The sequence below is a fragment of the Archangium minus genome (assembly GCF_044360475.1).
Taxonomy (GTDB): domain Bacteria; phylum Myxococcota; class Myxococcia; order Myxococcales; family Myxococcaceae; genus Archangium; species Archangium minus.
The window spans coordinates 10,996,674-11,013,127 of sequence record NZ_CP043494.1 but is presented as its reverse complement, the minus strand read 5'-3'; the positions used below and the strand labels follow the sequence as shown (position 1 = coordinate 11,013,127).

The 16,454-nt window shown below is 63.6% G+C and carries 14 protein-coding genes; 1 reads left to right on the top strand and 13 read right to left on the bottom strand.

Annotation, left to right across the window (positions count from 1 at the left end):
* Positions 1 to 22: 22 nt before the first annotated feature.
* Genes F0U60_RS45065 through F0U60_RS45045 form a run of 5 tightly spaced genes read right to left on the bottom strand, consistent with a single transcriptional unit; the run spans position 23 to position 6,443 of the window.
* Positions 23 to 2,125 (bottom strand): hypothetical protein, encoded by a 2,103-nt coding sequence (locus tag F0U60_RS45065; RefSeq protein ID WP_395809647.1) that lies wholly within the window; start codon positions 2,123 to 2,125, stop codon positions 23 to 25.
* Positions 2,110 to 2,979: a hypothetical protein gene (locus F0U60_RS45060; RefSeq protein ID WP_395809645.1), complete on the bottom strand. Its 870-nt coding sequence runs from the start codon at positions 2,977 to 2,979 to the stop codon at positions 2,110 to 2,112. Before F0U60_RS45060 ends, F0U60_RS45065 begins: the two co-directional genes overlap by 16 nt.
* Positions 2,980 to 2,994: 15 nt before the next feature.
* Positions 2,995 to 4,032: a hypothetical protein gene (locus F0U60_RS45055; protein ID WP_395809643.1), complete on the bottom strand. Its 1,038-nt coding sequence runs from the start codon at positions 4,030 to 4,032 to the stop codon at positions 2,995 to 2,997.
* Between the two features lie 3 nt (positions 4,033 to 4,035).
* Complete coding sequence (locus tag F0U60_RS45050; protein WP_395809641.1) at positions 4,036 to 5,130, bottom strand: GTPase-associated system all-helical protein GASH; 1,095 nt, start codon at positions 5,128 to 5,130, stop codon at positions 4,036 to 4,038.
* Positions 5,130 to 6,443, bottom strand: a complete 1,314-nt coding sequence (locus tag F0U60_RS45045) for a metallophosphoesterase (protein WP_395809639.1) — start codon at positions 6,441 to 6,443, stop codon at positions 5,130 to 5,132. Before F0U60_RS45045 ends, F0U60_RS45050 begins: the two co-directional genes overlap by 1 nt.
* A 357-nt stretch (positions 6,444 to 6,800) precedes the next feature.
* On the opposite strand from F0U60_RS45045, the gene F0U60_RS45040 reads away from it, so the two are divergent.
* Positions 6,801 to 6,968, top strand: a complete 168-nt coding sequence (locus F0U60_RS45040) for an SDR family oxidoreductase (RefSeq protein ID WP_395809637.1) — start codon at positions 6,801 to 6,803, stop codon at positions 6,966 to 6,968.
* 3 nt (positions 6,969 to 6,971) lie between these two features.
* On the opposite strand, the gene F0U60_RS45035 is transcribed toward F0U60_RS45040, so the two are convergent.
* From F0U60_RS45035 to F0U60_RS45000, 8 genes are all read right to left on the bottom strand, one after another.
* The gene (locus tag F0U60_RS45035) at positions 6,972 to 8,366 is read right to left on the bottom strand and encodes an MFS transporter (protein WP_395809635.1); all 1,395 of its coding nucleotides are present in this window, start codon (positions 8,364 to 8,366) and stop codon (positions 6,972 to 6,974) included.
* Between the two features lie 65 nt (positions 8,367 to 8,431).
* Positions 8,432 to 9,319 (bottom strand): hypothetical protein, encoded by an 888-nt coding sequence (locus tag F0U60_RS45030; RefSeq protein ID WP_395809633.1) that lies wholly within the window; start codon positions 9,317 to 9,319, stop codon positions 8,432 to 8,434.
* Between the two features lie 135 nt (positions 9,320 to 9,454).
* A complete protein-coding gene (locus F0U60_RS45025; protein WP_395809631.1) occupies positions 9,455 to 10,813 on the bottom strand; it encodes a TolC family protein in 1,359 nt (452 codons plus the stop codon).
* The gene (locus F0U60_RS45020) at positions 10,813 to 12,045 is read right to left on the bottom strand and encodes an ABC transporter permease (protein ID WP_395809629.1); all 1,233 of its coding nucleotides are present in this window, start codon (positions 12,043 to 12,045) and stop codon (positions 10,813 to 10,815) included. Before F0U60_RS45020 ends, F0U60_RS45025 begins: the two co-directional genes overlap by 1 nt.
* Positions 12,042 to 12,788 (bottom strand): ABC transporter ATP-binding protein, encoded by a 747-nt coding sequence (locus F0U60_RS45015; protein WP_395809627.1) that lies wholly within the window; start codon positions 12,786 to 12,788, stop codon positions 12,042 to 12,044. The genes F0U60_RS45020 and F0U60_RS45015 overlap by 4 nt, the downstream gene beginning before the upstream one ends.
* A gap of 18 nt (positions 12,789 to 12,806) precedes the next feature.
* Positions 12,807 to 14,186 carry an efflux RND transporter periplasmic adaptor subunit gene (locus F0U60_RS45010; RefSeq protein ID WP_395809625.1) on the bottom strand — a complete coding sequence of 460 codons (1,380 nt, stop codon included), beginning with the start codon at positions 14,184 to 14,186 and terminating at the stop codon, positions 12,807 to 12,809.
* A gap of 46 nt (positions 14,187 to 14,232) precedes the next feature.
* On the bottom strand, positions 14,233 to 15,651 hold the full coding sequence (locus F0U60_RS45005; RefSeq protein WP_395809623.1) for a sensor histidine kinase: 1,419 nt from the start codon (positions 15,649 to 15,651) through the stop codon (positions 14,233 to 14,235).
* Positions 15,648 to 16,376 carry a response regulator transcription factor gene (locus F0U60_RS45000; protein ID WP_395809621.1) on the bottom strand — a complete coding sequence of 243 codons (729 nt, stop codon included), beginning with the start codon at positions 16,374 to 16,376 and terminating at the stop codon, positions 15,648 to 15,650. The genes F0U60_RS45005 and F0U60_RS45000 overlap by 4 nt, the downstream gene beginning before the upstream one ends.
* Positions 16,377 to 16,454 lie beyond the last annotated feature (78 nt).

The following is a 16,454-nucleotide window of genomic DNA, read 5'->3' as shown; positions in this document are numbered from 1 at the left end:
AATTAGGTCAAGCCCACTATAGTTAGAGAGCATCTTCGATGGCACGAATGCGATACCTGAAGCGGTACTGGTCTGTTTCCTTCATTGCTCGTTTGACGTCTCGGAGAAAACTGCGGCCTCGCCCATTGCGAGCAGCCAGTTCGGTGAGTTGTATAAAGAGGTCATCGTCGCGGGTGATTTCACCGAACATCAGTGGTGAAAATGTGCGGTCTACAAAGGCGTCGACCACTCCTTCGCGTAGGCGTTGGCAATGGTCCCACCCGAACCACCATGAGGCCCATGGTAATCGTGGTTCCAACAGCCGCCATGCCTCTTCGGAAAGGCGTGACTGCAATGCAGCGAAGTAGACGGCGTCGAACGTCGCCGTCATCAACTCGTCAGGATTGTGAGAGCAATCTCCAAGTGCTCGGCTCAGAATGTATGCGGAGAGGTATTGGCGTCCCTGTTCCGACAGATCTCCTTCGGCGGCGGCAGTTGCCGTCCACCAAGGATCCCTGCCGTAGTCGTTAGGCACAAAGTCAGGGTGGGTCGCACGGGCGATGGCTACAAGCGTTGTGTTGGTGCGAACAGCTTTTTGACTAAGGGTCCGTGCAATAACTCCACGATCCACGAGTGATGCAATTAGCCATGCTGCGTCGGAACCTTTAGGCTCCTCCTCACGTTTGTCATCGAGCCATGCCACTACCGAAGAAAAGACTCGGCTCGGCCCAAACGCGCGCGTTGCCAATGGTGCGAGATTGGTATTGGTCGAAGCGAGCATCGCGTGGATCGCTGAATCAACATGTGTAGAATCTTGTGCCACGATCTCCAATGCTTTACTCTGCCAAGTGTCGCTAGGCGCCCAAAAAATTGTTTCGGTGGCTACATCGGGTCGGCGGGTAAGTATATCTATTGCGGTGCTCGGGTTTCGACGCACACCGTCGGCTAGATTGCGTGTCGACAACGCCGTTAATGTTCTTTCTGCAACAGTGCGCTGAGGCGGTTGTGCGGCGAGAAGTCGGCAAATTTCAGATGGATTGCGCGACCAAAGCGTAAGACCAATTTGCTCGGCTTGCTCCTCAAAGGTATATGCATCCAGCAGGTCTAGATGCTGTAGGATGAAGGTTAGTCCTCGCTCGCCCAACGTGTCGGCATGCTGTGCGGCTGATGTTGCAACAAGTGCACGAACTCCACGCGCCAGTTCAGTGCCAAACGATTGATCTAGCTCGAGCACAGCATCCTCTATGGCGGCTGGACGTCGGGGAATTTCGTTTACAAGGTGATGCAAGCGACACAGTGGTTCAAACGCTTCGCGTCCGCCTGGTACATCGCCCCCTGCTTGGCGCAGAAAAGCCCGTAGTCGACCAGTTGATCCTTCCGCCAGATCCTCCAACGCAGCGTCCAACCATTCTGCAGAATCTAGCGACAACCGCTCTGCGTCGACTAATGCTGAGAAACGTGATCTCGCTGCTCGATCATTTGTGGGGATGAACTGAAGGTCGAAAGGTGCTCCCTCCAAGGAACGATCGCTAAAGGCGAGGGTACAGAACCGAAACGCCCGACGTAGGCGCGGCCATTGCTGGCTCCACAATGCAGTCGCTATCTTCTCTCTATCATACTGCGAGCCGATCGATGCGACGACTCTGCTTTTTGGTCGTCCATAGAGTGCTAGGAGCAAGTGCTGCAATTCGCTGCGGTATTTTTCAAGGAAATGACTTGGCGATGATACTGGCTCCCCTACATCGAGGTTGAGGGTGAGTATGGCGTTGTATTCACTTAGCGCAGCAGAATCCGATGGTCGTGAGAATACATGCGTTAGTGCATCCATTGTTGGTATGAGCGCAAGGTCTGCGAAATCAATGAGCAGTGTGTGAGTCCAGACACAGCCTGGCCGTGTCATTTCCGGCGCAGCCCACGTGCGTGCAATAGCGTATAGGCCAGACTCTGCGAGCGGATATCCAGTTAGATACCCGGCTTCGTCGATTGTTGCGCCTGGGCCTGATGCATCGCTTAGAACGAGCATCGTTTTCGCATCGCGTGGCTTGAGTTCTGCTGCTGAACACGCCAACAATCTATGCCCGTCCGAGTATCCGTGTAGTGCCTGTTGCACACGGACGCTCTTCCCGCGTTTCATCTCATTAGCCATGAGATTGGCTCCGTGAGGTCGTGCGACTCGCCGGCATCACTCACAATCCGGATTCGAGTTGACGGTTGATCAATTGCTCGCAGTGCCTCGACTTCTTCTCTGGCTCCTTTGTCTGTAGCTTCGTTCTCCGCCTCGTACTCGCCACCCTGTGCGCTGACTCCAAATACCCGCCACGTCCAATCGCCGGCCCCCTGGCGAAGGTATTGATCGAGCAATGGCAATCGCTCCGAGAGAAACGCCTCCGGTGTGCGACCTTCTGCTGCGACCGCATCCCACGCCGATAGCATTACTGCAATGCGACGAGGTCCAATATCTAGCGGTGGCGATCTGAGAAGCTGGAGCAAATCAACGAGTTGTACCTGTGTCGGCGCAACCCTGGGGTCCCATTTCACTTCCGGCTCGGCTTTCACTTCCAGACCCAAGCTTTTCGACATTGAGATAACATCCACAACCCAAAGTGGTCGCCGGATTTTATCCGCATGCACAAAGAGCATCATTCCTTGGCCCTTAGTGAGGATCTCGGCTATTCGCGAATCGCAATCGCGCTCCTCCCACATGCGGCGGTACGATTCGCCTGAAAGATCCGGAAATGTCAGGCGTACCGCTGCCCCATTCATGTCACTCAGGTTCATGCTGACGAGGCGATTCGACCCGACGGTGGTTCGTTCTTGCCGCTTGGCATTTCGCCAGCGTGACGCGATCGCATTCAGATGAGATGAGTCACCGTCACGCAATGACCTGAAGCGGAGCGTGGTTGGTACCTCTCGCGATGTGACGAGATGCCAGAGCGCCGCCAGGAATGTCGTCTTCCCCGACTCCGGTAGGCCGCAAATGACGATAGTTTGCTCAGGCATATCGCTTCTCGTGTTTCATTCTTCAACAATGGTCAAACGGCTCATTGCGCGCCCAACCCTCGGAATGGAGAGAGGCGCGGGGGCGGTGAATGGAGTCGCTGCGATCCAAAACCGAAGGAGAGCGGGAATACCGTATCCTCGTGGCAGCAGATCAGTTACTGGCGACGCCGCCACTCTGAATTCCTCGATCTCACTAAAAGTTTCCCCAAACAGGCGGCGGACGCTCTGTACAAGCGTTGAAAAATCTCGCTCTGCGCGTTCCTTTGCTGAGGAGCTTTTGACCTCGTCCAGTTTGGTGAGAACGAGCGCCACCCGCTGACCTGGCGTTACAACACTACTGTCGATGAAAGCTTGAAGAATTAGTTCAATCTCGCTACGTATGTTGTGACGCTCGCCAGTGTCAAGCAGTCGCCGCCCGTCGACCAGGGTTGTGATTGTGTCGGCGCGGTGAATTTCAACGAATTCGTTGGCAGCCGAGGGGGTGTCGGCAGCTGAGCGATACTCTTCCCCGGCGCGATCTGCGAGCAGCATATCAACGGATGTAGAATTCTCTCTGTTCTGGATTCCGAGGTGGTAGAATCCGATTCCAGCGCTCAGAAGCGTGCGCTCAGTATGCGGTGTAGTGCGCATTGATGCCGCGCGGGCATGGTGGCACGCCTGCTCGAATGCAGAGAGGGTTCGCGAGCGGGCGAAATGGAGTTCGTCAACGGGGCCATTCTGAAACAAGTCGTAAATCGATGCAATTAGAGTCGTTTTACCAGCTTCTGTGGGCCCGATGATGGCGATTACCCGCGCCTCGCCGGCACGAAGTATTGACGAAGCTTCAACCGTAGAGAGGCGTTCGCCTGAAGGTAGTGTGATGCCCTGGTCAACTTGCTCGGTTGACTCGGCCGCACTGACGTTATTATCAGAGCGAATCTCTTTAGACTCTGGAGCAACTCGGCCGAAGTGGGGGCACTGGTTAAGGGCGTACCCTTCGACGCACTTACCCGTCTCCGCGACGCGGCACTCTGGATTCACGCATTGAAGTTCACGCGTCTCGGTTGTTGCCACACGTCACTCCTCTGAGATGCGGGCCAGTAGTCGCTCGCGGTAAAAGAGACTACCAAGCGTGAGGGCGGGCAATGTATGCCCTGCATCAATTCCCGCGGCAGCAGCCCAGCCAGCAATCCATGATTCTTTGTCACCGGTTTCAAGCTTACGCCGGATGGCAAAGTGGATGGGTTGTGAAATTGGTGAGACGTCTACCCCATCGACGAGTTGGGCAAGCCAAGTGGGGTCACATTCATTGACTGCAGCGGGGACAGTTAGCTTCTTGCGATCCTTTAACCCAGCGCGAGACAGTAGCGCTTTCACGGACCTTGGGCCGGGGAAAAAGTTCGTCAACTGAGACAATTCCTTTGCAAATAGTAGCGGTTGCGCCTCAGGGCTCACCGCGCTAAACGCACAGTCGTAGTCCCAGCTCCGCTCACCAACCAGCCACCAGAGCATTTGGAGTTCCTCATCTTGAGCGGTTATGAACTTATTCACCGCCAAAATGGACTCTGCGGACTTCTTAAGAGCGTCGCGTACAACTTCATCTATGGAAGTGAATGCTGCAGCAACGCTATTGAAGTCTGGCTGCTGCCGCACCTTGATCACTGCTTTATCAAAGTCGGTGTTCGGTGCACCAGATACCGCGAATTCTCTCAAATTCGGTCGCTCGCGATTCCTGTCGGCGGTTTTCGCGAGTGCGTTCTCGGCCTGGACGAGCAGATCCTGAGGCAGGTCAATTGCCCGCGCGCCGCCGAGCGCGGTTGTTGTAACGGACAGCGCTGCGATCGCTGAGATATCGACGTTTTTATTGAACAGTGTCACTAGGCCAGCGCCGCAGAGGATCTCCAGTTCGCGACTGTTGCCTTGCATATCGAAAAGCTCGTCAGCATCTTTAAATGGCTGTCGAAGACGAGCAAGAGCAGCCGGGAGTGGCCCCAGCTTGGCTCGGAAGATGATGCGGAGCATTGCTTCCACATCATCTCGCGTGGTTTGGTCAGCTAGAGCTAAGACCCCAGCCCATCGGCGCTGCACGCGATCGCGATCATCACCCAGGCTGACTGTCCTGTACCAACGCGGGAAATCAGGATTCATAGCCACCACATGGCCTTCATCCATTAGTGTTTCTCCATTCGTTCGATTTCTTCAGCAACTCTATCCAAAAGGAGGCGCTCGCGAGCTCGCAGCAATGCCCGCCCGTACCGTTCTGGTTCTGGCAGCCTCAGTTCTTCCTGGTCGATCAGCCCGAGCCGTATTGCAATTTCACGCCGCTGGCTCGACGCTAAGCTCCAAAACCGAAGGACTAGGTTGCGAGTGCGCTCGTCGCTCATCGCTGTCTCCATATCCACGGCTCTGGGCTCGGCAGTTGCCGTTAGCATTACAGCCTCTGTAGACGCAGCTGAGCCTATCGAGCTAATCGGAGGAGGTGTGTGAGCAAAGTCGCCGTGTACCGGTAGTCGATGACGGAAGATTGCCTCAGTTTGAGACACCATCTTCGGACGGAACATATCGGGGTTGGTTTGCCACGCTAGAAGGTGTGCCTCGACGTCGATGTAGCGTTGTCCGCCAGCTTCTCCCGTCAATACCTGTATTAGGTTGTACCCGGGTTCCCATCCAGGTTCTTGGCGTTCAGGATTTACAGCGCCAGCGCTAAATCGAACATAGCTTTCGTCACGAAAGCATCGTTGTCGGTGCTTATGGCCAAAGAGGTGGATTGCTGCTCGGCCTCGTATTGCATCGTCAACTTCGTCTTGGTCCATGAACCAGTCGGGTGGGTGATGAGACATCACCACATTTACGACACCGTCGGCCGGGTCCAGCACTGTCTGCAATGGGCTCAGATAGAGGCTGAGCCGAGTATCGTCCTTTCCCCCGATCCCGGATAGCAACGTCGAAGTCAATCCGTACAGCCGAAGAACGGTGCGCCCGTCCAGCGGCAGATCCTGGTGCCAGAAGAGATGGTCGGGCGGATAGACTTGGCAATTGAAGCGGGCTGCGAAATCGTTGTAGGCGGCAAGTGGTGCGAGAAGTGCGCGGCCTGCTGATGCATCCTGGAACTGCTCAAACAGCTCGCGCTCTCGCCTGTGCGGTTGAGTGTTCGCGATCGCGTGTTGTACGTTCCGGACACTAGCGTTGCTTCGGATCACGCTCCGATCAACATCATGGTTGCCCGGCACCACGAAGACACGTTCGAGCGGACAACCGCATGCGTTAGCTAGTTCTCGCAACCATGTGAATGCTGCGTCGTACTCCGCGGCTGCACCTTGGAACGCGATGTCTCCAGTTACAAGGATTGCCCCCACTGGCCCAAGTTTCTTCGCTCGTTCCCGTGCGTCGCGGAGCAGGTGCGTCCGGTACGGCCGGTCGGGGTCTATCGATGAATTACACACCGGGTGCCGGAAGTGAATGTCGGAGATGTGAAGAATTAGCATTGGGGGAGAAGGAGAGCGTCTATTCCTAAGTAGAACGGCGGTAATATGTGGAGTTCAGTTCGCCTCTGCGGCTACTCGGGTGATTTAGCCCTTTGTCTGCCCCCTGAGCGCGAGATGCAGGAGACTTTCTTCTTACCTGGATGAGCGGGAGCGGTGAAATGGTTTCTCACTAGGGACTACTGCCAAGGTTGGCAGCGAGCCTCGATATGGCGTTGTGGTGCTCTGTTTTCAGTAGCCCTTGTCCTTTGTGAGCGTGACGTAATGTACAGGAGTGTACAGGAGCGATTGAGCCTTGTTGAGGGGGCGATCGGGTGCAGAGATGCTGCAGAGGGCGGATGCAGGGGCCAGCAATGCCGTATGCCGCGCCGGTGTGCGCTCCGCCCCTATAATGCTGGCCCAGCGGCGGTGAAGCGCCTGCTGGAGCCAAGCGAGGTGGTGGCGTATGTGGCCTTCCTGTGCTCGGAGGCCGCGGGCGGCATCACCGGGTCCGCCCAGGTCATGGACTGCGGCTGGACGGCCCGCTGAGCCTCAGGCTACCTCGCGCTTCTCGCCGGTCCCCGCGGCTCCCCCCGTGGGGGCCGTGGAGGAGGACTCGGTGAGGTGCTCCCGGAACGTCTCGGCGGAGAGGTAGACGGAGACGAGGGTGATGAGCGCGAGGACCACCATGTAGAGGGACACGGGCCAGGACTTGCCCCCGGACTCCGTCAGCAGCGCGGTGGCGATGAGGGGGGAGAGCCCACCGGCGAAGACGGAGGCGAGCTGGTAGCCCAGTGAGGCGCCGCTGTAGCGCACGCGCGTGCCGAAGAGCTCCGAGAAGAAGCTGGCCTGGGGCCCGTACATGGCTGCGTGGGCGATGATGCCCAGCGTGATGGCCAGCCAGATGAGGCCCGTCGACTGGGTGTCGAGGAGCCAGAAGAAGGGGAAGGCCAGCACCGCGCAGCCCACGGCTCCTCCGAGGTAGACGGGGCGGCGGCCGAGGACGTCCGAGAGGGCTCCGAAGGCGGGGATGACCAGCAGGTGCACGGCGGTTGCCCCCAGCACCGCGGTGAGCATGGTGGAGCGCTCCAGCTTGAGCTGCCCGGTGCCGTAGGTGAGCACGAAGGTGGTGACGATGTAGAAGAAGCCGTTCTCCGCGAAGCGCGCTCCCATGGCGAGGAGGATCTGCCGGGGGTAGGTGCGCAGGGCCTCGAGCGCGGGAAGCTTCGCGCCGGAGCTGGCGGAGGCCTGGGTGGCGGCAGCCTGGGCCTGGTGCGCGCGGAAGGCGGGGGACTCGGCGACGCTGTGGCGGATGAAGACGCCGATGCCGATGAGCACCGCGCTGAAGAGGAAGGGCACGCGCCAGCCCCAGGAGACGAACTGCTCCTCGGGCAGGCGGGAGAAGATGGAGAACACGGCGTTGGCCACGAGCAGGCCCGCGGGCGCTCCCATCTGCGGCCAGCTCCCGTAGAAGCCTCGGCGGTGCGCGGGGGCGTGCTCCACGGCCATCAGCACCGCGCCTCCCCACTCCCCGCCCAGGCCGAAGCCCTGGAGGATGCGCAGCACCACCAGCAGGATGGGCGCCCATACGCCGATGCGCTCGTAGGTGGGCAGCAACCCGATGGCGAACGTGGCCACGCCCATGATCATCAGCGTGGCGCTCAGCATGGACTTGCGCCCGAGCTTGTCGCCGAAGTGGCCGAAGATGATGCCGCCGAGCGGGCGCGCCACGAAGCCCACCGCGAAGGTGGCGAACGCGGCGAGCGTGCCCACCAGCGGATCAAACGAGGGGAAGAAGAGGCGGTTGAAGATGAGCGCCGCCGCGGTGCCGTACAGGAAGAAGTCGTACCACTCCACGGCCGTGCCGATGAAGCTCGCGGCGGCCACCTTCCAGATGTTCGTGTCGTGGGACTGCTCGGGCGGGCGGGCCGCGTCGGGTGCCGTCACGGTAGCTCCTGTGTGGTGGGGGCACCCCCGTAACGAGGGTGCCCATGGGGTTCTGGAACGGCGGCTCAGTAGGCGTTGATGGCGACGTCCGCGCGCACCTTACCAACGATGCCTTCCCAGTTGCCGTTGCCGGAGTGGCTGTAGTCCTCACCATCATCGCGGAACTTTACCGAGTGGTAGGACCACTTGGCCTTGCCGTTGCTGGTGGCCGCGGTGCCCGTGTTCAGCGTGCCGTCGCAGAACCAGTCGCCCGGGTTGCAGAAGCCGCCCTTGGCGGAGACGCCGCCGGTGGAGTGGTAGGCCACGGCCTCGTCATCCTGGCCCGAGAGGATGCCCGAGTAGGCCGTGCCCTTGGCTCCGGCGAACATGTAGAACCAGACCGAGCGCGTGGTGTTGTGGTTGTACATGGCGCGCGCGGTGGAGGTGACCAGGTCGCTGACGATGGGGTCGCTCACCGCCCAGTCACCGTGGTCGGCCAGCTCGCTCCCGCCACCGGCGCCCGAGGCCACGTCCACCCACTTGATGTTCCAGCCCACCTGCGTGGTGCCATCCGTGTTGCCGCACACGCCCGACGCGTTGGGAATGGCGTTCTTCTTGTAGCGCGCGGAGCCGCCGTACAGGGACAGCGCGTAGCCAATCTGCAAGTCACCCGCGCTGTGCACGGCGATGTAGCACCAGTTGGTGCCCGTGCAGAAGCAGTCGAGCGCGTCACGGATGCGGTAGTTCTCGACGGAGATGCGCTGCGAGCCGTTCCAGTTGACGGCCTTCTTGTTCACACCGGCCGAGGCGGTGCTCGGGCCCCAGTTGGAGAAGTCAGCGTAGTTGCCGGCCTGGGTGCCGCCGCCATTCTTGCCGTGGATCCACAGCGTGTAATTCGTGGCTGAGGCCTCGGGGGCCGCGAGGAAGGTGGCTGCTGCCGCGGCGAGGACGGCCGTTCGGACGGGTGTGCTCATGGGGCGTTCCTGGGGGGAGGGGAGTCACGCCCGCTCGGAGGGCGAGCGGGCGTGCACATACCCTAGCACCAAGACTTCCCGAGCTGAGGAGAGGGGCCTGTCAAAACCAGACAGAAGGCCCCACCCCCCACCCGTTCACGCGTTGGGGGTGGTGACCTGACGCCCGAGCGCGCGCGCCAGCTCCGTGCGCGCGGTGGCCAGGTTGTACGAGGCCTGCACGCGCTGGACGGCCGCACTGGTGGCGGAGAGCTGCGCGTCGGACAGCTCGATGATGTTGCCCACGCCGGCGCGGTAACGGCCCTCGGCCAGACGCAACCGCTCGCGGGCATTGGTCAGCGCCTCCTCCGCGGCGGCCAGGCTTTCGCGCGCGGCCGTCACGGAGAGTTGCGCGCGCTCCACTTCCAGTCGCACCTGCTGGCGCAATGCGTCACGTTGGGCCTGAACGTTGCTCAGGTTGGCTTGCTGCTCGCGCACCTGGGCGCGCGTGATGCCACCCTGGAAGATGGGCCAGCTCAGTCCCACCTGTCCGGTCAGGCCCCAATCCAGGTTGGATGGGTTCGGGCCCGACTCTGTCGCCGACACCGAGGCGGAGAAGCTCGGCCAGTAGTTGGCGCGCGTGGCGGAGATGGTCAGCTCCTGGGCGCGCAGCTGGTGCTCGGTGGCGGTCAGGTCCGGCCGGCTCTGGAAGGCGACGTCCACCAGCGCGTCGACGGTCTGGTTCTCGCCCTCCACCTGGCCCACCACCTCCTCGCGGACGGTGTATTGGGTGGAGCCCTCCACGCCCATGGCCTGGTTGAGCTGGGCCTTGCTGGTGGCGGCGTTGTTCTGCGCCTGGATGAGCTGCACCTGGGCATTGGCCACCGCCGTGCGCTGCTGCAACAGGTCGATCTCCGGCCGGGTGCCCACCTGCACCTGGGCCTGCACCTGCGCCAGGTGGGCCTTCTCGTTCTCCAACGTCTCCTGGGCCACCTGCACCAGCGCCTGCTGCGCCAGGACGTTGAAGTAGGCGGTCTGCACGTTGGCCAGCACGTCCAGCAACGTCTGGGACTCGTTGGCCTTCTGGGCCTCGGCGGATTGCTGGGAGGCACGCCACCGGCCGGTGGTGCGGCCGAAGTCCCAGATGAGCTGGTTGACGGAGGCGCCCAGGTTGAGTCCCTGGCGAGTGATGATGCCGGTGGGGTCCGTCGTGTTCTGGCCGGTACCGCCATCCCGGAGGGAGCGGCTGTACGAGGCGTTGGCGTTCACCTGGGGCAACAGCGAGGAGAAGCTCTGGTCCACGCGGGCGTTGGCCGCGGTGGTGTTGGCCTGGGCCTGGCGCAGCTGCGGCTGCCGCTCCTGGGCGGTGCGTAGTGCTTCCTCCAGGGTGAGGACGCGCTGCTGCTGTTGCGAGGCCTGCGGTGCTTGGGCCTGCTGCACCTGAGCCTGAGGGGCCTGCTGCGCCCACACGGGCGTGGCGGCGAGGAGCAGGGTGGCAATCGGGAAGAGCGTTCGCATTACTCGTACCTCAAGGCGTCGATGGGATCGAGCTGGCTTGCCTTGCGCGCCGGGTAGAGGCCGAAGCCCACACCCACCAGCGCGCTGAAGCCGAGCGCGATGAAGATGACATCCGGCCGCAGCTGCAGCGGCCATTGGAATTGGGACGCGAGGAGCTGGGCCACCCCCACGCCCAGCGCCGTGCCGATGAGTCCACCGAGCAGCGCCAGCGTCAGCGCCTCGATGAGGAACTGGGCGAGGATGTCTCGGGGCCGCGCGCCCACCGCCACGCGTACGCCGATCTCACGGGTCCGCTCGGTGACGCTCACCAGCATGATGTTCATGATGCCGATACCGCCCACCACCAGGGACACGGCGGCGATGGAGGCCAGCAGCAGGCTCAGCGTCTCGGTGCTCTGCTGCCGGCTGTTGGCTATCTCGGACAGGTCCCGGACGTCGAAGTCGTTGGCCTCCTCATCGGACAGGCGGTGCCGCTCGCGCAGGAGCGCGGTGACGTCCTGCTGGGCCTTCGCGGTGCCGGCGGTGGCGTCGGCCTGCACGTACATGGTGCCGCTGAGGTACTTGCCCAGGCTCTGGGACTGGAGCTGACGTTGGAAGCTGGTGGCGGGGACGAGGATGCTGTCGTCGTAGTCCTGCCCCATGGGAGACTGTCCCTTGCGTGCTGTCATCCCGATGATGGTGAAGGGCGTCTTCTTGATGCGGATGACCTGTCCCACCGGGTCGAAGCCCGAGCCGTAGAGCTTCTCCACCACGGTCTGCCCGATGACGGCCACCTTGGCTCCCGCCTCCACGTCCGCGTCGGTGAAGCGCCTGCCCTTCGCGATGGTCCAGCCGCGCACTTCAAAGAAGTCGGGCGTGGTGCCCGTCACGCTCGTCGTCCAGTTCTGGTCCTCGGAGAACACCTGGGTGCTCGTACGCATCTCCGGAGCGGCGGCGCGCACGCTCGGCAGTTGTGTGCGGATGGCCTCCAGGTCGTCCCAGGTGATGGTGGGCTGGGTGCCAGCGCCGCCCCGCGCGCCTCCCGAGTTGCTGGAGCCAGGCAGGACGATGAGCAGGTTGGTGCCCATGGCGTCGAACACCTTCTGCACGTTGGCGCGTGCCCCATCGCCGATGGCCACCATGGCGATGACGGCCCCCACGCCGATGATGATGCCCAGCGCGGTGAGGAACGAGCGCATCTTGCTGCGCAGCAGCGAGCGCACCGCGAGAGTCATGGTTTCCAGCACGTTCATGATGCGGCCTCCTCGAGCGGGGGCACTTCCGCGGGGACCGGCTGCTGGCGCCGGTCCGAGAGGATTCGCCCGTCCTTCACCACCACCACTCGCCCGGCATACCCGGCGATGTCTGGCTCGTGCGTCACCAGCACGAGCGTGATGCCCTCGCGGCGCAGCTCCTGGAAGAGCGCCATCACCTCCACGCTGGTGCGCGAATCCAGGTTGCCCGTGGGCTCGTCCGCGAGGATGACGCGCGGCCGGCTCACCAGCGCTCGGGCGATGGCCACGCGCTGCTGCTGTCCACCGGAGAGCTGACGCGGGTGGTGGTCCAGGCGCGCGCCCAGGCCCACCCGCTCGAGCGCCTCGCGGGCTCGCTGCCTCCGCTCGCGCGCGGGGAGCCCTGCGTAGAGCATGGGCAGCTCCACGTTCTCCAGGGCGCTGGTGCGCGCCAGCAGGTTGAAGCTCTGGAAGACGAAGCCCAGGGTGCGGTTGCGCACGATGGCCAGGTCGTTGCGGTCCAGGCGTGACACGTCCTGGCCCTCCAGCAGGTACTGGCCCGAGGTGGGTCGGTCCAGGCAGCCGAGGATGTTCATCAGCGTGGACTTGCCCGAGCCGCTCGAGCCCATGATGGCCACGAAGTCGCCGTGCTCCACGGTGAAGTCCACGCTCCGCAGGGCCGCGACTTCCACGTCTCCCGACCGATAGATTTTGCTCACGCTCCGCAGTGCGATGAGCGGCGTCTGTTCAGGGTTCTCGTTCATGTCGCGCCTCGCTCTCGCCTAGAAGGGCCCCGGGGGACGGAACCCGCCACCCCTGCCTCCACCCATTCCCGTCCTCGCGCCGGAGCTGGCGCCCTGCGGAGCCTGTGCACCCGCAGCCAGGGCGGTGATGACCTGGTCTCCCTCGCGCAGCTCGCCCTCCACCTCCGTGTACGTGCCGTCCGACACTCCGGGCTTCACGTGCACGGGCCTGGGCCGCCCGTCACGCAGGACGAACACCGTCTTGGTCCCGGGCGCGGGCTTCTGCGCCGACTCCGGGGCTCCCGCACCACCCACACCAGGTCCCTGGGACCCGGCTCCTCCGGTGCGCGGCCCAGCCCCCTCAGGAGGCGCGGGCGGCCGGAAGCGCAGCGCCGCGTTGGGCACGGTGAGCACGTTCTCCCGGTGCGCGGTGATGAAGGTGACGTTGGCCGTCATGCCCGGCTTGAGCTTCAGCTCCGGGTTGGCCACGTCGATGACGGCGTCATAGGTGACGACGTTCTGCACCGTCTGGGATTCGTTGCGGATCTGCCGGATGGTGCCCTCGAAGGGCACGCCGGGCCAGGCATCCACGGTGAAGGTGGCGCGCATGCCGTCCTCCAGCCGGCCCACGTCGGACTCGGCGACGCTGGTGTCCACCTGCATCTTCCGCAGGTCCTCGGCGATGGTGAACAGGACGGGGGCCTGCAGCGAGGCCGCCACCGTCTGGCCCACGTCCACGCTGCGTGAGATGACGACGCCGTCCGTGGGCGACACGATGGTGGCGTAGCGCAGGTTCACCTCCGCTTCGTTGAGCGCCGCCTGGGCCTGCGCCAGCGCGGCTTCGGCCGAGGTCACCTGGGCCTGGGCCGACTGGGCCGTGGCCTCCGCGGTGTCCAGCTCCGACTGGGCAATGAACTGCTGCTCGCGCAGCGTCCGGGAGCGCTCGGCCTGACGGCGGGAGTTCTCCGCCTCCACGCGCGCCTTCTGCAGGTTGGCCTTCGCGGACAGCTGGTTGGCCCGGGCACGCTCCACCGCGGCCTGGAGCAGCTGCGGGTCGAGGCGGGCAATCACCTGCCCCTTCTTCACCGGCGAATTGTAGTCGACGAGGATCTCCTGGATGCGGCCGGAGACCTGGCTGCCCACCTCCACCGTCACCAGCGCGGACACGGTGCCCGTCGCCGTCACGCGCGACTCGACGTCACGCCGCTGCACCGCCGCCGTCTCGAAGTTGGCCGCGGGATCCTTCGCCTTGGGCTTCAACAGCCACACGCCTGCGGCGACCACCACGGCGATGGCCAGCAACCCCAGGGGCCATTTCGCGGGCAGGCGCCGACGCTGTGCGGGTACCTCCAGCGCGGGCGCGGGCTTGATGGAACGGGACGTCTCTTCGCTTCGCGGTGACTCGGTCGTTGACCTCATGGACCGAGATCTATGTGTCGCGATGTTTCGGTGAATCTCGCGGTTGTTACGAAATATGACGGGCCAGGTCTGTCTGGCCGGCCGCCTGCTCCAAGCCGGGTGCAGCCGGGAGAATGACGCGAGCGGTCGTTCCCTGGCCCGGCTGGCTCTCCAGCGTGAGCGTGCCACCGTGGGCGACGACGATGCGGCGTGCGAGGACGAGCCCCAGGCCCACTCCGCCCGTCTTCCGCGCCCGGCTACGATCGCTGCGGAAGAAGGGAGTGAAGAGGTGGGGCATGTCGGCGGCGTCGATGCCGATGCCCTCGTCACGTACCTCGACCTGGAGACCGTGTTCCAACGGGCGGGCGAGCAGGCGCACCGTCGTCTGGGGTTCGGAGTATTTGCCCGCGTTGTCGAGCAGGTTGTCGAGCGCGCGTCGCAGCAGCACCGGGTCCGCTTCCAGGAGGGGCAGGGTGCCCTCCACGCTCACCTCCAGCCGGTGTTCTGGCCGGGCGGAGCGGAAGCGGGCGGCGGCCTTGTCCACCAGGGATGAGGCCTCCACGAGCTCGCGGCGCAGCGGCGGCGTGGCGTCGGGAGTCTGGTCCGTGGCGAGGTCCAACCGGGCCGCGGTGAGCACGTCCGACACCAGCCGCTCCAGCTCGGTGAGATCCTCGGCGATGTCCCCCAGGGATTCTCGCGCCAGCTCGGCGCTCCCCTCATTGGCAAGGTCCAGGGCCACCCGGATGCGGGCCAGGGGAGTGCGGAGCTCATGCGAAACATTGGCGAGCAGCTCCTTCTGGGAGTGCAGCAGGTGGGTGATGCGCTCGGCCATCTCGTCGAAGGCCTCGGCGACCTGTCCCAGCTCATCGCGCCGGCGCACGCCCGTGCGTGTGCTCAGCTTCCCTGCGCCAAAGGCCCGCGCGGCCGAGGCCAGCTTTTGAAGGGGCAAGGCCAGGGAGCGGGCGAAGACGATCGAGGTGATGGCCGTGCACCCGAGGGTCACGGCGAGAATCACCCAGAGGTCCGGGGGCAGTCCGGGGGGCGCGGGATGCTCCATCATGGCGTAGGCCTCGAGCGGACCCTTTGCTGGAATGGCCACCGTCGAGATGTGATGCGGCTCGGGGCTGTGCACGATGCGCTCCGTCTCGAGCTGGCGGAGCTCCTCGGCGGAGAGGGGCGCCATGGGCGGTGAGGCACTGGCGGCGAGGAGCCGGCCATCGACGGCGCGCATCGTCACCCGTATCCGGAGCTGCTGGCCCGCTCGGTCCAAGGCTTCCTGCAGCGCCTCCGGCTGGTCCCGGAAGCGGGCCCATTCGGAGACGAGGTAGCTCGCGTTCCGCTCATAGAAGCGTGGCCGGTGTCCCTCCTCCATGGCATACCGGCGGACCACGTTGAACGCGAAGGCGATGAGCAGCAGCTGCGCGAGGCCCACCAGGTAGATGCGCAGCAGCAGGCGGCCGGGGATCCGAAAGCGCCGGGCCTTCATGCTTCGTCACCCGTGGCGAGCATGTAGCCCGCCCCACGTACCGTCTTGAGCAGCTTCGGGTTGCGGGGATCCTCTTCGATCTTCTGGCGGATGCGGAAGATGTGCACGTCCACGGAGCGGTCGAAGACCTCCTCCGCGTTGCCCTTCACCAGGTCCAGGAGCTGCTCGCGGCTGAGCACACGCCCGGCCCGCTCGGCGAGCACTCGCAGCAGCCCGAACTCGTAGGAGGTCAGTGGCAGCGACTTGCCATCGAGCGTAGCGCTGAGGCTGCGAGGGTCCAGCGACAGCTTGCCGACCTGGATGGGCTGGGAAGACGGGCCGGAGCGACCGCGAGCCCGGCGGACATGGGCGCGGATGCGCGCGAGCAGCTCGCGCGAGGAGTAGGGCTTGGCGAGGTAGTCGTCCGCGCCCGACTCCAGGCCGAGCACTCGGTCAGCCTCCTCGCCGCGCGCCGTCACCATGATGATGGGGACGTCACTGCGCGTGCGCAGCTCGCGGCACACCTCCATCCCATCCCGTCCAGGCAGCATGAGGTCCAGGAGGAGGACGTCATAGGCATGGCGGCTCGCCTCCGCCAGCCCCTCCGGGCCGGTGCGGGCGACGGTGACGAGGATTCCGTGCTCCTGGAGGTAGCGGCTGGTGAGACGGGCCAAGCGCTCGTCGTCCTCCACCAGCAGGACCTGAATGGTGCCTTCTTCCGTGGTGGGGTGGGTCGTCTGGTCCATGTGTTCATCTCCTCCAACCGGGCCCTCATCCCTGGGCTCGCCGTGATGAAGATACGACCCGGGGGCAAGTAGAGGGGG